The sequence below is a fragment of the Paenibacillus sp. FSL R5-0527 genome (genome assembly GCF_038008055.1).
GTDB classification, from domain to species: Bacteria; Bacillota; Bacilli; order Paenibacillales; family Paenibacillaceae; genus Fontibacillus; species Fontibacillus macerans.
Genome location: NZ_JBBOYI010000001.1, coordinates 4,324,342 through 4,338,965 on the forward strand (window position 1 = coordinate 4,324,342; position 14,624 = coordinate 4,338,965).

Here is a 14,624-nt window from a genome sequence, read left to right on the forward strand (position 1 = left end):
GTTGGCGCCTGCATTACAAACGGATATAAGACTCCAGGAAAATTTGCAACTCGGCGGCGCCGTCCGGGCGGATGCTGAATTTTTCGATATCCTGGTCGACCAAGTGGATGCGCAGCAGCCCAGCCACCCGAAGCCGCATGAGGTCATGCATCAAATCCTCTTTGCTTTCGTTTAAGTCATGCAGCATTTCGTAGATCGATTTCGGTTCGTCCGCCACATAGCGGAGAAGCCGCAGCCGCTCCGGCTTGGCGAGCGCCCGGGTCAACCGCTTCAGCACGACCGGCGGCTCGTCCTCGTCGACTTCCGGGATGTCCAGCGGATATTGAATGAACAGGACATCGCGGTAGAAGACGTATGTATTGATCGGCCGGAAATGGGTGGACGGCGTTAGAACCACTTGGGAGACCGGTCTTTGCGGTTCCAGCACGAGACCACCGGAAGCGTATTCGATCAGCGCGTCGGTGTCCATTTTTTTCAGGAGCGCGTTTTTCTCCGCCGCGTCTTCTTCCAGAAGAGGGAGCAGCTGCGGCTCTACGTCGCGGAAATAAACCTGGTGCCACGTTTTTAACAAAGGGATGTAATTGTCGCGAATTCTAACGATTTCCTCACAAGTCACATCGGGAATATAGGATTTTGTTTTCTGCCATAGCGCGTTTGCTTCGGCTTCGGCCGTTTCGTTCAAAAAGGAAAGAACGTCATCCGCCTTTCCGCGTTCCAGAACCCAAACGTACAACACGTCGTAATCGGAAAAGGGGTAGCCGGCGGCTTCCGCGAACCGTTGCCGGACCTCCGGATTGAAGCGGTTCTGAATCTCCTCGATCCATTCCGCTCCGACATCGAGATTGTTCACCCATTTCCGCGTCGTATATATCATAAAGCTGCTGAGCAGTTCGTAGACCAGAGAGTAATCTACCTTCACATCATAAGCCATGACAAGATACCTCCCAGAAATCTTTGCATACAAATTCATTATGGCTTGTTTGACGGGGGATTGTCTACTATAATGTTTAAGGATTCATGAACAAATCAGCAAAACGGCAGGACATCGTCAATGATTATTGGCGATTTTTTCTTTTTCCCTGCCTTCCATTTTAATCCGGAAAGCAGCGCCGGTCAAAAAATCGGCAAATATGAACATGCTGTAATGGATTTTCGCCGGCTTTTCCAATACACTTAAAGGTAGAGAAAAAAAGCGGTTGGCATCGTAAAAAAGGAGAATCGGACCCATGATCAGAGTGAACCACTTGCACAAATCGGTGGATGGAAATAAGAAAAAAGTGCTCCGCGACATTACCGTTCAGTTTGAAGGCGGGGAAATGATCGGCGTGGTCGGGCCCAGCGGCAGCGGCAAAAGCATTTTGCTGCGCTGCTTGGCGCTGCGGGAGCGTTGGAACCGCGGGGATTATACGTGGGACGGCGACCAGGTGATCAGCGGCGGTGGCGGCGGCTCGCAAAAGTACCGCTCCAAATGCGCTTATCTGGAGCAAAACCCTTCGCTGTTTCCCGAAAAAACGGCGCTTAAAAACGTCCTGATCGGACAGGCCGGGCAAACGCCGCTGCTTCGCCGCCTGACCGGTATGGTGCGTTCGGACGATTATATGGGCGCGATGGACGAGCTGGAGAAGTTCGGCCTGCTGGACAAAGCCCACGTGAAAGCCGGCAAGCTGAGCGGCGGCGAACGCCAGCGTGTGGCCATATGCCGGGCGCTCGTGCACGGCGCCGGGTTTATCGCGGCGGACGAACCGGCCGTCGGGCTGGATCCGAAGTCGGCCGAGCGCGTATTGAACACGCTGAAGGCCCTTTGCAAGGAGCAGGGCAAAATCGTCGTGGCGGCGCTGCCGCTGGACTTGGCGGAACGCTTCTGCACCCGTATCTGGGGCATATGCGATGGAGAGCTTAAAATCGACGTTTCCGGAAGAAGGCTGCTGCCGGAAGAGAAAAGGCTGATCGATTTGGCATGAAAAGAGTGATATGATGTTGGCAAAACGATGGTGCACCGCTATTGCTGGATTTTTTTTACTAATGGTGTTAAGCGGCTGCAGTTTTATCAGCGACCCGAAATCGCTGATGCAAACGCCGCAGCTGTCCTCGGATAAGGCGTCCCTGATCAGCGTCATCAAATCGGAGCTGAAAGGGGGAGAAATCATCTCGCCCCGGGATGTGCGCAACAGCAGCTCGATCCGCACTCCCGACCTGAACAACGACGGGGTCAAGGAGGCGGTGGTGTTCTACCAAACGCCGGATGAAGCCGTGCGGATTCACGGGATGATTCTGGAGCGCGAGAAGGATGCCTGGGCGCTGAAAGCCCGCTTTGACGGTGAAGGCCAGGAATTGGAGACGTTTGACGTGCTGGATTTGACCGGAGACGGGAACCTGGAGATTATCGCCGGCTTCTCCAATGGAGGCGATGGACTGCAAAAGGGATTAACCGTATATTCCTACCACGAGGGAGCCGTTGAAAAAATGATGGCTTTGCCGTACGACTATTTCATGGTCGACGATCTCAATCAGGACGGTCAACCGGATATCACGGTGGTGAGCTTGAAGCGCCAGCAGTTCGCCACGGTGACGGCTTACCAGTATGCGGACGGATCCTTTCAGCAGCTCAGCCAACTGGAGCTGAACGATCCGGTCATCGATTATTACAACGCGGTCAGCGGGAATATTACCCCAAAACTCAAAGGGATCATTCTCGACGCGTCCGTCGGGACTCATTCGGCTTTCTCCACCATCATCGTCATGAAGGACGGCCAGTTCGTGAATCTGCTTCCGTCGCAGGATATGACGCTGAAGGGTTATCCGATTATGAGCGGAGACGTGAATAACGACGGCGTGCTGGAAGTCGGCATGCTCGAGAAGCCGAAGGGCTGGGAATACATCTCTTTTGATGAAATCCCCTGGCTGTTTACCTATTACCAATGGGATGAAAAAGACGGTCTGAAATCCGTGATGCAGCAGTATATGGATATGGCGGGCCGCTTTTATTTCAATTTTCCGAAGGAATGGCGCGGCAATGTGACGATCGATACCAAATCGGATAAAAACGAGCATCTTTGGTTTGTCAAAACCGACACGAACGAGGTTGTGGCGGAAATTCGTTTCTTTACGCTTTCCGAGTGGGAGAAGAACAAATCGGATTGGCAGTTCCTGGCGCAGGATACCGACAGAGTGATCGGCTTCCTTAGCCATACGGATTTGAAGGTGAATAAAGGCGAAACGGAAATCAAGCGTTAAGCCGTTTTCGGATAGAGAGGGAGGTCTTACCATTGAGCAAGGTATTGATTTTGGAGGATGAAGAATCCATCCGCAGCTTTATCGTCATCAATTTGAAGCGGAACGGGTTCGAGGTGCTGGAGGCGGCGGAAGGCCACGAAGCGCTGAGCAAGCTGCAGAGCGTGCCGGATATCGACATCGCGCTGCTCGACGTGATGGTTCCGGGCATCGACGGGTTTGAGGTGTGCCGCCGGATCCGCGAGACCAACGAACGGATCGGGATTATTTTCCTGACCGCCAAAGTGCAGGAACAGGACAAAGTATACGCCTTGTCCGTCGGAGCCGACGATCACGTCAGCAAACCGTTCAGCCCGACCGAGCTGATCGCGCGGATCCATTCGCTGCTGCGCCGGGTTAACGTATACCGGGAGAGCAGCGCTAAAGTCATGTTTACGTCGGGGCCGTTTACGCTGGATTTGATTTCCAAGCAGTTTAAGAAAAACGGGCAGTTGATCGAACTGACGCCTACGGAATTTTCGCTCATTCAGTATTTCCTCGAGAAGGAGAATATGCCGCTGAGCCGGGATTCTCTGCTTGACCACGTCTGGGGCAAGGAATACATGGGCGATCCGAAAATCGTGGACGTAAATATCCGCAGGCTGCGGCAAAAAATCGAAAGCAATCCGTCCGAACCGGCTTTCCTGCAGACCGTGTGGGGGCACGGTTATAAGTGGAAAGGCGAGGGACAATGATCAAGAAAGGGATCGGACGGCAAATCGTTCTGCATTACTTTATCGTTGTATTCGTGACGCTGTTTATGGTCGAAATTATTTTCACGGTAGCCATCCGATCGTATTATTACGATACGATTTACAACCATATGGCCAACCATTCCAAATGGGCCTCGGACTTTTTCCAACAATTCGTGCGTCTGAACTCCGAACGCGATCCCGATTATTTTACCGAGATGCTGCGCACTTTTGAGCTGGACAATACCGAATTGATGATTTTGGACCGTAACGGAGAAGTCAAAGCGAGCACCAACGCCTTCCAGGCGGACAAAGCGATCCAGACGGGCGATGTCCCGCAAGCGCTGGCCGGCAGCGTAGGAAAATGGATCGGCCGGCAGCCGAGCACCGGCGAAGCGGTGATGGCGGTCTCGCGCCCGCTGCAGATTCAAGGCCAAACGCAGTATATCGCCCGGTTTGTCACATCGCTCGAGCGGGTTAATTCCAAGCTGCTGAACCTGACCTTTTTATCCATCGGGGTAGCTGCCGCCGTGCTTGCGATTGTGACGCTGTTCAGCATCGGGCTCGCCAACTCGATCGTTAAGCCCATTAACAATATTCGCGACGTATCCGCGCAGATGGCCCGGGGCAAATTCGACGCCAGGATCAGGGGCAACTACAAATACGAGCTGGGCGAACTGGCGGCGACGCTCAATTATATGGCGGAAGAAATCGTGCGCAGCAATCAGATCAAGGACGAGTTCATATCTTCGATCTCACACGAGCTCAGAACGCCGCTGACCGGCATTAAAGGGTGGAGCGAAACGCTCACGTCCGGGGGCTTCGATCCGGAAGAAACGAAGCTCGGAATGGGGATCATCGCCAAGGAGACCAACCGGTTAATCGGGCTGGTCGAGGAAATTCTCGATTTCTCCAAGCTGCAGCAAAATGAAATGAAGCTGGTCATCGGGCACGTCAATTTAAAAGAGCTGATTCAGGAAACGATGCTTAACGTATGGGCCAAAGCGGAACAGAAGCAAATCCAGCTGAAGCTGGAGGAACGTACCGACAGGACCGTCATCGTTAGCGGGGACGGCAATCGGCTTAAGCAAGTATTCCTGAATATCGTCGATAATGCGATTAAATTTTCCCATGAGCAGAGCTGGATTCACCTGGTGATCAGCGTAAAAGAGGACGGCCGGGCGATGGTGGAAGTGGTCGATACCGGGATCGGCATCAGCGAGGAGTATTTGCACAAAGTGAAGGACCGCTTCTTCCAGGTCAACCACCAGGGAGGCGGAACCGGGCTGGGCCTGGCCATCAGCCAGCAGATCGTGGAGCTGCATCATGGGGTGATGGAGATTCACAGCGAGCTCGGCGTCGGCACAACCGTGGCGGTGACGCTTCCCGTAGCCGAAGACGCGGAAGCATCGGACGTTACCGCTTCCGCCGGGCCGGAAGGAGAATCGTCCGCAGACGGTGAAGCGGGCCGTTCGCTCGCCGCCGAAAACGATGATCAGGCTTGACCGAAAGGGGGGGAAACAAAATGATTGACAGGGTAGGAACGGTAATTACGCGCGGCGGGGACTTCTCAGTCACGCTCGCCAAGCCGGGCGACTTGGAAACGGTACGGCTAATGCTCGTCGAGGCGGCGAACTGGATGCAAACCGGCGGCGTCAAGCAGTGGAACCCCGGGCAGTTTACTCCGGACTTGATTCGTTCCTACTATGATGAACGGGAAATATATCTGTTGACCAGGGAAGGGGAGCCGGCAGCCATGTTTACGCTACAGGATTCGGATCCCGATTATTGGGGGGCGCTGAACATCCCCGGATACAGTTATTTGCACCGGCTTACGGTCCGCTTGCCTTACCGCGGCCAGGGGCTCGGCGGTGAAATCCTAAGCTTTGCCGCCAAGCGGTCTAAGGTTTTGGGGCGCTCCGGACTTCGTCTCGATTGCTGGAACCAAAACGTAAAGCTGAATCGGCTTTATCAAGAGTTTGGCTTTCGCCTGCAGGGTACGGGGCGGAAGGATGATGGCCGCGAATTTAATTTGTATCAGTTGGCTCCGGCTATTTACGACCAAGCTTAATCCTTGAAAAGGGGCATCCCGCAAGCACACTTTTCGTGTTCTTGGTGAGGATGGCCCCTTTTTTCCATTAATGCGATTGCCTATAAAAAGCCCGTCAGGACAGCAGGCCTTCCGCCCGCAGCCGGGCCGTATTTTCGTAAACCTCTTGCAGCAGCCTGGAAGGCTGGGGAAGAACGGCGGGTTTTGCCAATACCGTTTCGCGCGGCCCGATCACCGCGATTTCGGACGCCGTTCCCTTCACGACCGCGCCATCCTTGATGACGGCGCCCTCGCCGATAATCGCCCGCTCGATCACCGCGTTTCGCCCGATTTTTACGCCGGGCATAATGACGCTGTCCTTAATTCGGGTGTTTCGCCCGATTTCCGTACCTCCGAAAATGACCGAACGTTCGGCATGACCCTCCAGCGCGCAGCCATCGTGGATTAATGAACCGTTCGGGTTAACCCGTTTTTTGGGAGGAACCGGGACCGCCGGCATTTCCCGCGTATACATCGGCCAGTTTGTCTTATGAAGCTGCCAATCCGAGCTTTCCTCAAGCAAATCCATATGGGCTTCCCATAGGCTGTGGACCGTCCCCACATCCCGCCAGTATCCCTGAAACTCGTAGGCATGCAGCGGATCCGAGCCGGCAAGCATTTTGGGAATCAGATCCTTCCCGAAGTCATGGCTGGAAGCAGGGTCTTCGGCATCCTCCAGAAGATGCCGCTTCAAATACTCCCAGTTAAACAAATAAATGCCCATCGAGGCCAGGTTGCTTGCCGGCTGCTTCGGCTTCTCGGCGAATTCGGTGATCCGCTGTTTTTCGTCCTTGGACATGATGCCAAAACGATGCGCTTCTTCCCAAGGAACCGTCATAACGGAGATGGTGGCCTTGGCCCCATGGCTTAAGTGAAAATTCAGCATTTGGCGGTAGTCCATATGGTAAATATGGTCCCCCGAAAGAATGAGGACATGTTCAGGGGCATACCCGTCGACGAACGCGATGTTCTTATATATGGCGTCCGCCGTTCCCGCATATTCCGAGGTTCCCGCATTGGAGGACGGAAGCAGAGATATTCCGCCGCCATCCGGCCGCGGCAGCATCCAGGGTTCGCCTTCCCCGATGTGCTCGTGCAGCGACGCCGCTTCGTATTGAGTCAGAACCCCGATCGTATCGATGCCTGAATTGACGCAATTGCTGAGAGGAAAATCGATAATCCGGTAATGCCCGCCAAACGGCACGGCCGGTTTTGCCTGCTTGGCGGTTAACGGGGACAATCTTCGCCCTTCCCCTCCCGCGAGCAGCATCGCAATACAGTTCTTTTTCCTCATTTCGTTTCCCTCCCGTATGTTTTTGACCGTGTAGTACATACATTAAAGGATATAATGTAGTTGAAATAAATTATGGAAATAGAAAGAAAATATTACATGAATTTTTGGAAAAAACTCATAATTTTTCTTTATCGGGAGTTTGCTTGAGTTTCGTCCGCAAAATGCTGAATGGTGGTGATGATATGTCCGAACCGTCCTGGGCTCAGGCCGTTTCGAAAACCGATGTGTATCTGTTTCATGAGGGCACCTTGTACCAAAGCTACCGTACGTTTGGCGCGCACCTCACCGAAGAGAACGGACGGCCCGGCGTTCGTTTTACCGTATGGGCTCCCAATGCATGCCAAGTCTCCATCGTTTCGGATTGGAACGGATGGAGAGGAGACCGCGATGTACTATATAAGATACCCGATTCGGGAATTTGGACTCGTTTTTTTCCGGGAATCGATGATGGAACATTTTACAAATTGGCGATTACAGCAGCGGACGGTACAACGTTTCTGAAGGCGGACCCCTACGCGTTTCACGCGGAAGTCCGGCCTCAAACCGCTTCGGTCATCGCCCGCCTGGACGGATATGACTGGGGGGACGCAGCATGGACGGCAAGCAGGAAGCCCCCGTACCAAAAGCCGATCAGCATTTACGAGATCCATTTCGGAACATGGCGGCAAGCGGAGGCGGGCCGGTTTTACACCTACCGTGAGATGGCGGACCTCCTGATTCCGTACGTCAAGGAAATGGGATACACCCATATAGAGATTATGCCGCTCGCCGAGCATCCATACGATCTATCTTGGGGGTATCAGGCGACCGGTTATTTTGCCCCGACCAGCCGTTACGGGAAACCGCAGGACTTGATGTACTTTGTGGATCGCTGCCATCAGGCGGGCATCGGCGTTTTGCTCGACTGGGTGCCGGGGCATTTTGCCAAGGACGCGCATGGCCTGCGGCGGTTCGACGGAACGCCTCTGTTTGAATACGGCGAACCCGCCAAAGCCGAAAAACCGGGATGGGGGACGCTCAGCTTCGATTTCGGCAAACCGGAGGTGCGGTCGTTTTTGATTTCGAACGCTTTGTATTGGCTGGAGATGTACCATTTCGACGGGCTGCGGGTGGACGCGGTGACCAGCATGCTGCGGCTTGATTTCGAAAAAAGCGATGCCCCGCGAAACGAATACGGGGGGGTGGAAAATTTGGAGGCAATCGAATTTTTGCGGCAGTTGAATACGATCGTGTTCCGTTATTTCCCGCACGCGCTGATGATGGCCGAAGAGTCCAGCGCCTGGCCGATGGTTACGGCTCCTGCCCATGACGGGGGGCTTGGCTTCAACTATAAATGGAATATGGGCTGGATGAACGATACGCTGGATTACATAGAGACGCCGTTTGCGGACCGTCCCGGGCGCCATCATCTGCTGACGTTCCCGGTGTGGTACGCCTATTCCGAAAATTACGCGCTGCCTTTGTCGCATGACGAGGTTGTGCATGGGAAAAAATCGCTGCTGGACAAAATGCCGGGCGCCTATGAACAAAAGTTTGCCGGACTTCGCCTGCTGCTTGGGTATCAGTTCACTTTTCCAGGGAAAAAACTGATATTTATGGGCGGCGAATTCGGCCAATTCATCGAATGGCGGGATCAGGCCGAGCTCGACTGGTTTCTGCTCGATTACGAAGCCCACCGTCTGATTCGCGGGTACAGCGCCGCCCTTAACCGCTTTTATTTGCGAGAGCCGGCGTTGTGGCAGCTCGATCACGAACCGGACGGGTATCAATGGATTAACCCGCATGATGCCGGGCAAAGCGTCATAGGTTATATGCGCAAAGGTAAACGCAAAGAGGATCAGCTGCTTGTGCTGCTCAATTTTCAGCCGGCGGAGCGGCCCGTGTACCGCGTCGGCGTTCCGCTGCCGGGGCGGTACGAGCTCGTGTTCAACAGCGATGACGCCGGTTTCGGCGGTTCCGGTTATCCGCTTAAGCCGGTGGCGGCCGGCGAACGATTATCTTGGCATGAACAGCCTTATAGCCTGGTTCTTTCGCTTCCCCCGCTGAGCATGACGGTGTGGAAGCGTAAAGTTTCGCCCAAACCGAAAAGGAGGGGAAGACGTTGAACATCTGCTTTGCCGCCGCGGAAGCGGCCCCTTTTATAAAAACGGGAGGTCTGGCCGACGTCATCGGAGCGCTGCCGAAAGCTTTGACCGCCGCCGGGCATGATGTGCGGATCGTGCTTCCGAAATACCGGGAAATCCCCGGGGAGTATACGGAGCGCATGAAGCATCTCGGAGCGGTAACCGTCCCCGTAGGCTGGCGCCGCCAGTACGGGGGCGTGGAAGCCCTGAATTGGGAAGGCGTGCCGGTTTATTTTATCGACAACGAATATTACTTTGGCCGGGAAGGCGTTTATGGCCATTGGGACGACGGCGAGCGCTTCGCCTTTTTGAACCGGGCGGTGCTGGAAATTTTGCCGCTGATCGGATTCGTCCCCGACGTCATTCACTGCCATGACTGGCACACGGCGATGGTGCCGCTGCTGCTTAGGGAGCATTATCAAGACAGCCCGTTCCATCAAGGCATCCGGACCGTTTACACCGTTCACAATTTGCTGTACCAGGGGATATTTCCGCCCGAAGTGCTTGGCGATTTACTTGGACTGCCGCAGTCTTACCTGCATGCGGACGCCGTGGAATATTACGGCAATGTCAGCTTTATGAAGGCCGGGCTCGTGTTCGCCGATCATGTGACGACGGTCAGCCCGACCTATGCGGAGGAGATTAAAACGGAGCATTACGGCTACGGCATGGACGGTCTGCTGCGGTCGCTGGGAAGCCGGCTCACCGGCATCGTGAACGGGATTGACACGAGCGTCTACAATCCCGAAACCGATCTTGAGCTGTTTGCCCGCTACCGCAACAACCTCTCGCAAAAGCAGGCCAACAAGCCCGTGCTTCAACAGGAGCTCGGGCTAAATGTAGCGCCGCATATCCCGCTGGTTTCGATGATCACCCGGCTTGTGGAGCCGAAGGGACTCGATCTCGTCATCCGGGTTTTGGACGAATGGCTGGAAGGGGACGAGGTTCAATTCGCCCTTCTGGGCACAGGCGATCATGGATATGAGGATTGGTTCCGGGAAGCCGCTCACAGACATCCCGGTAAAATGTCCGCCCAGATCAAATTCAACGACGCGCTGGCGCGCCGCATGTACGCCGGCAGCGATCTGTTTCTCATGCCTTCGCGGTTCGAGCCCTGCGGCATCAGCCAGCTCCTCGCGCTTAGGTACGGGGCTGTGCCCGTCGTGCGGGAAACGGGCGGATTAAACGATACGGTGCGGGCTTATAACGAATTTACCGGCGAAGGGAACGGGTTTACGTTCCGCAATTACAACGCGCACGATATGCTGTACACGCTGCGCAGAGCGGCCGGCTTTTACCGCGATCCTAAGCGCTGGAGCCAAATCGCGGCGAACGCGTTCGCCGGGGATTACAGCTGGAGCGCTTCGGCCGCCCGGTATGCCGATATTTACCGGATGATAAAGGCGAATGATTGAGTTTGCTTCTTCCGGTTCATTTTAAACGCCGGTACAAAATGCGGAAGCCGTAGGGGTCGAGCGATACGTTCATGACCCCGCCCGCGGGCGCGACCGGCTCTTCGGTAAGGCCGTCGCGCCAATCGCTTGTCTGCATCGGATGGGTTAAAGTTCGCGGTTCGGGCGTATTATTCATCCAGACCGTAAAATGCATGAGCTCGTCCATGCGTTCATAAATGATGCACGGATCCCCGTGTTCGGCATGAAGAAAGCGGAAACGTCCCTGCCGCAGCGCGGTATGTTTTTTGCGGAGCGCGATCATCAATTTGTAGAAGTCGTACAGCTCCCGGTCCTGCTTGCTGCGGTCCCATTCCATGCATTTGCGGCAATCCGGGTCCCCCTCGCCGGTCAGGCCGATCTCATCGCCGTAAAACACGCACGGCGTCCCGATGTACGTAAACAAAAACACGACGCAAAGCTTCAGCTTGCGCTTGTCGCCGCCGACCCGGGTCAGCAGGCGGGGGGTGTCGTGGCTGCACAGCATGTTGAACACGACTTCGTTCGTTTGCTGGGGATAACGCATAATCAGGGCGCCCATTTCATCGGAAAAAGCGCAGCCGTCCATCCCGCCGTTAAAAAATTCCAGCACCTTGTCGGCAAACGGATAATTCATGACCGAATCGAATTGATCCCCAAGCAGCCAATTGAGCGAATCGCTCCAAACCTCGCCGATCAGGTAGGCGTCCGGGTTAGCCTTTTTGACGATCTGGCGGAATTCGCGCCAAAAATGATGGTCGATTTCGTTGGCCACATCGAGCCGCCAGCCGTCCAGCTTGATCTCTTTGATCCAGTACTCGGCAACGCCAAGCAAATATTCCTTCAGCTGGGGGTTGGCGGTGTTGAATTTAGGCATTTTCGGAAAAAAACCGAACGTATCGTACGTAGGAACTCCGTTTTCCACGCGGGCCGGGAACTGGTTGACATGGAACCAGTCGGCGTATGGAGAAGCGGCCCCGTTCTTCAGCACATCCTGAAACGGCGGAAACTGCTCGCCGCAATGGTTGAACACGGCGTCAAGCACGACGCGGATGCCCCGTTCGTGGCAGCTTTCGACGACCTTTTTCAGCAGCGCATTATCGCCGAAGTGCGGGTCGACCTTTTTGTAATCCATCGTATCGTATTTGTGATTGGAGGGCGCGGCAAACAGAGGCGTGAAATAGATAGCCGTGATGCCGAGGTCGACCAGATCGTCGAGATGGTCAAGGACGCCCTGCAGATCGCCGCCGAAGTAATTTTCCCGGGTCGGCTTTCCGCCCCAGGCCTCGACGGGTTTCGGATCGTTGGACGGATCCCCGTTGGCGAACCGCTCCGGCATAATTTGATAAAAGACCGCCTGTTTGGCCCATTCCGGGACTTTAAACACCTCGATCTCGTGGATATACGGGAATTCGAACAACTCGCCGGGTGGGGTCGGTTCCTCCGTTTGAATCCCCGAATCCTGCATGTATACTATTTCGGCTCCGGCTACCAGTTTAAAGGCGTACGACAGTCGCTTGAATCTTGGCCGGACCGACACCTCCCAATAGTCGAACATCCGGTCATGCGCCGCTTTTTCCATCGCCAGCTCCTGATAGGTGCCTTTCCAGTCGTATTTGTCGCCCGTCAGGGCGAAAACCCGCTCCACATCATCCCGTTTCGTGCGGACGCGAAGATGAATCGTTGCCGGGTCGTAGGCGTAGGCCCACTTGTCCCGGGGGACGTGATAAAGCGCTTCGAGCAGCACGGATCGACGCCTCCTTTTTCTCATCGAGTATTGGTTCCATGGTCCCATTATTCCCAAACTTTCCGCGGAGCATGAACCGGGGGTGACAGGTTAGCCGATCGAGAAGGGCCGGTATACTTGACTTTTATTTAATGGCCTTATATAATCGGCATTGTATTTTTAAAAACTTTAAGGAGGATTATTAAAAAGTGACACAATCGATAAGACTTCGTTTCCCAACTTTGAACCGTTAATTTAATACGTTCAAAGGCTCCGTTTGTGTATACGGAGTAAACGGGATAAGTCTGTCCTTTTTTAATAATCTTCATTTGCGCATAGAAATATGTAATTATGCAGAAGGCAGCTCACTTTGCCTTTCTTTTTTATTTTTATTTGGCGACAGCTTTCTTCAGCTAACCCTCTAATTCGAATAAGGATGGGTCTTCTTCCCTTTACTCTGATCACAGGCGGATTGCCTGTGATTTTTTTATTGCGAAAGGTGGAGATCATATGACCAAAAGAAAGCATAAGTACAGTGGGAGAAAGTTAAGCCGCGGGGAGCCTCCCAATTTTTCCGGACAGCATTTAATGCACAATAAAAAGTTGCTTTATGAAATTGTGGATCGGGCAGAGGTCGGAGGTGAAGACACGGTTTTAGAGCTGGGAGCCGGAAAGGGCGCTTTGACGACGGTGCTGAATCAACAAGCCAAAAAGGTATTGGCGGTAGAATATGATGCCCGATTTGTCGAAATCCTCAAGGAGAAAACGGCAAATCAGCCCAATACCATCGTGATTCATCAAGATATTATGAAAATCCGCTTGCCAAAAGAAAAGTTTATTGTTGTCTCCAATATTCCGTATTTATCAAACCATGGTTCAATATGTACCGTACCATAAATGGCCGAGAGTAAAGCGCGATAATTGACCAAAGTATTATAATTGGAGAGGCGCTGGTAGGGCGGAGAACCGGATATGTGTGAAAATCTGATGAATGGCACGAAAATCCTTTGCATATATATACAAACTGATTTATAATTAGCCCAGTAATGATCACGTTATTAATTTGTGAAGAAAAGGACAGGAGAGAGACGAATGAAAAAATGGGGCATATTACTAACAGCTGTCTTGATGCTGACTTTCGTGTTGGCGGCCTGCGGACAGGAAAAAAATAACGGCGCGGGTCAGGCCGGCGACAAGGCCGGTCAAACGACGCAAAACGGCGCGCAAGCGGCCGAACCCGACACGAACGAAACGGACAAAACATTAACGATTGGCATGAGCGCGGATTTCCCGCCGTACGAGTTCCATATTAAAAACGAGCAAGGCGAGGATGAAATCGTCGGTTTCGACGTGGAGATCGCCAAAGAAATCGCCAAAGACATGGGCGCGAAGCTGGAGATTAAGGACTTGAAGTTCGACTCCCTGCTTAACGAGCTGGCGAGCGGCCGGGTAGATTTGGTTATCTCGGGTTTAAGTCCGACGCCGGAGCGCGCTAAGCAAATCGATATGTCGAAAATTTACTATAAAGCCGAACAGGCGGTAGTCACCCGCGAGGCGGATAAAGACAAATTCGCCACCATGGAATCGCTGGAGGGCGCTAAGATCGGCGTGCAGCAGGGATCTATCCAGGAAGAAATGGCTAAGAAAATTCCGAACGCCAAACTGACTTCGCTGGCCAAAATCAGCGATATCGTCATGCAGCTTAATACCAACCGCGTCGATGCGGCGATACTGGAAGGCCCTGTAGCGAAGTCGTTCGTCAAGAACGTCAAAGGGATTGTCATTACCGACGCCACACCGGAAAACGAAGACGAGGGTTACGTGATCGGCGTGAAGAAAGGCAACAAAGAGCTGTTGGATCAGGTGAATTCCACGCTGGACCGCTTGATTGCCGACGGCAGCATCGATAAGTTCGTCACCGAAGCGAGTGAACTGGCTGAGAAATAATGGCGGATTGCAACCTGCAGAAAATAGCGAAGCCCATTTCGCTATTTTCTGTT

12 protein-coding genes and 1 pseudogene are annotated in these 14,624 nt (G+C 53.7%); 10 read left to right on the forward strand and 3 right to left on the reverse strand.

What is annotated here, in order from left to right; genetic code table 11:
- Positions 1-13: 13 nt before the first annotated feature.
- On the reverse strand, positions 14-931 hold the full coding sequence (locus tag NYE69_RS18940; protein WP_328273216.1) for an ArsR family transcriptional regulator: 918 nt from the start codon (positions 929-931) through the stop codon (positions 14-16).
- Positions 932-1,226: 295 nt separating this feature from the next.
- On the opposite strand from NYE69_RS18940, the gene NYE69_RS18945 reads away from it, so the two are divergent.
- The 5 genes from NYE69_RS18945 to NYE69_RS18965 are packed head-to-tail and all read left to right on the forward strand — an operon-like array spanning position 1,227 to position 6,033.
- Positions 1,227-1,961 carry a phosphonate ABC transporter ATP-binding protein gene (locus NYE69_RS18945; RefSeq protein WP_316561713.1) on the forward strand — a complete coding sequence of 245 codons (735 nt, stop codon included), beginning with the start codon at positions 1,227-1,229 and terminating at the stop codon, positions 1,959-1,961.
- 16 nt (positions 1,962-1,977) lie between these two features.
- Complete coding sequence (locus NYE69_RS18950) at positions 1,978-3,234, forward strand: hypothetical protein (RefSeq protein WP_316561714.1); 1,257 nt, start codon at positions 1,978-1,980, stop codon at positions 3,232-3,234.
- A gap of 32 nt (positions 3,235-3,266) precedes the next feature.
- Positions 3,267-3,965: a response regulator transcription factor gene (locus tag NYE69_RS18955; RefSeq protein ID WP_036623064.1), complete on the forward strand. Its 699-nt coding sequence runs from the start codon at positions 3,267-3,269 to the stop codon at positions 3,963-3,965.
- Positions 3,962-5,467 carry a sensor histidine kinase gene (locus NYE69_RS18960; RefSeq protein WP_340927399.1) on the forward strand — a complete coding sequence of 502 codons (1,506 nt, stop codon included), beginning with the start codon at positions 3,962-3,964 and terminating at the stop codon, positions 5,465-5,467. The genes NYE69_RS18955 and NYE69_RS18960 overlap by 4 nt, the downstream gene beginning before the upstream one ends.
- A 20-nt stretch (positions 5,468-5,487) precedes the next feature.
- Positions 5,488-6,033 (forward strand): GNAT family N-acetyltransferase, encoded by a 546-nt coding sequence (locus NYE69_RS18965; RefSeq protein ID WP_340927400.1) that lies wholly within the window; start codon positions 5,488-5,490, stop codon positions 6,031-6,033.
- 94 nt (positions 6,034-6,127) lie between these two features.
- Here the strand turns inward: NYE69_RS18965 and NYE69_RS18970 are convergent, their stop codons facing one another.
- Positions 6,128-7,345: a glucose-1-phosphate adenylyltransferase gene (locus NYE69_RS18970; RefSeq protein WP_155620139.1), complete on the reverse strand. Its 1,218-nt coding sequence runs from the start codon at positions 7,343-7,345 to the stop codon at positions 6,128-6,130.
- A gap of 182 nt (positions 7,346-7,527) precedes the next feature.
- Between NYE69_RS18970 and glgB the strand changes: the two genes are divergently transcribed.
- On the forward strand, positions 7,528-9,450 hold the full coding sequence (gene glgB / locus NYE69_RS18975; RefSeq protein WP_340927401.1) for a 1,4-alpha-glucan branching protein GlgB: 1,923 nt from the start codon (positions 7,528-7,530) through the stop codon (positions 9,448-9,450).
- Complete coding sequence (gene glgA / locus NYE69_RS18980; RefSeq protein WP_340927402.1) at positions 9,447-10,883, forward strand: glycogen synthase GlgA; 1,437 nt, start codon at positions 9,447-9,449, stop codon at positions 10,881-10,883. Before glgB ends, glgA begins: the two co-directional genes overlap by 4 nt.
- Positions 10,884-10,899: 16 nt before the next feature.
- On the opposite strand, the gene NYE69_RS18985 is transcribed toward glgA, so the two are convergent.
- Positions 10,900-12,645 (reverse strand): alpha-glycosidase, encoded by a 1,746-nt coding sequence (locus NYE69_RS18985; protein WP_316561702.1) that lies wholly within the window; start codon positions 12,643-12,645, stop codon positions 10,900-10,902.
- 188 nt (positions 12,646-12,833) lie between these two features.
- Between NYE69_RS18985 and NYE69_RS33760 the strand changes: the two genes are divergently transcribed.
- The 3 genes and pseudogenes from NYE69_RS33760 to NYE69_RS18995 all read left to right on the forward strand — a co-directional run bounded on the left by NYE69_RS33760 (position 12,834) and on the right by NYE69_RS18995 (position 14,571).
- Positions 12,834-12,878 carry an erythromycin resistance leader peptide gene (locus NYE69_RS33760; protein WP_115311283.1) on the forward strand — a complete coding sequence of 15 codons (45 nt, stop codon included), beginning with the start codon at positions 12,834-12,836 and terminating at the stop codon, positions 12,876-12,878.
- Between the two features lie 256 nt (positions 12,879-13,134).
- Positions 13,135-13,485 (forward strand): annotated as a pseudogene (locus tag NYE69_RS18990) (rRNA adenine N-6-methyltransferase family protein); the annotation flags it as partial.
- Between the two features lie 231 nt (positions 13,486-13,716).
- Positions 13,717-14,571, forward strand: coding sequence for a transporter substrate-binding domain-containing protein (locus tag NYE69_RS18995; RefSeq protein WP_340927403.1), 855 nt, complete (start codon positions 13,717-13,719; stop codon positions 14,569-14,571).
- The last annotated feature ends 53 nt before the right edge of the window (positions 14,572-14,624 follow it).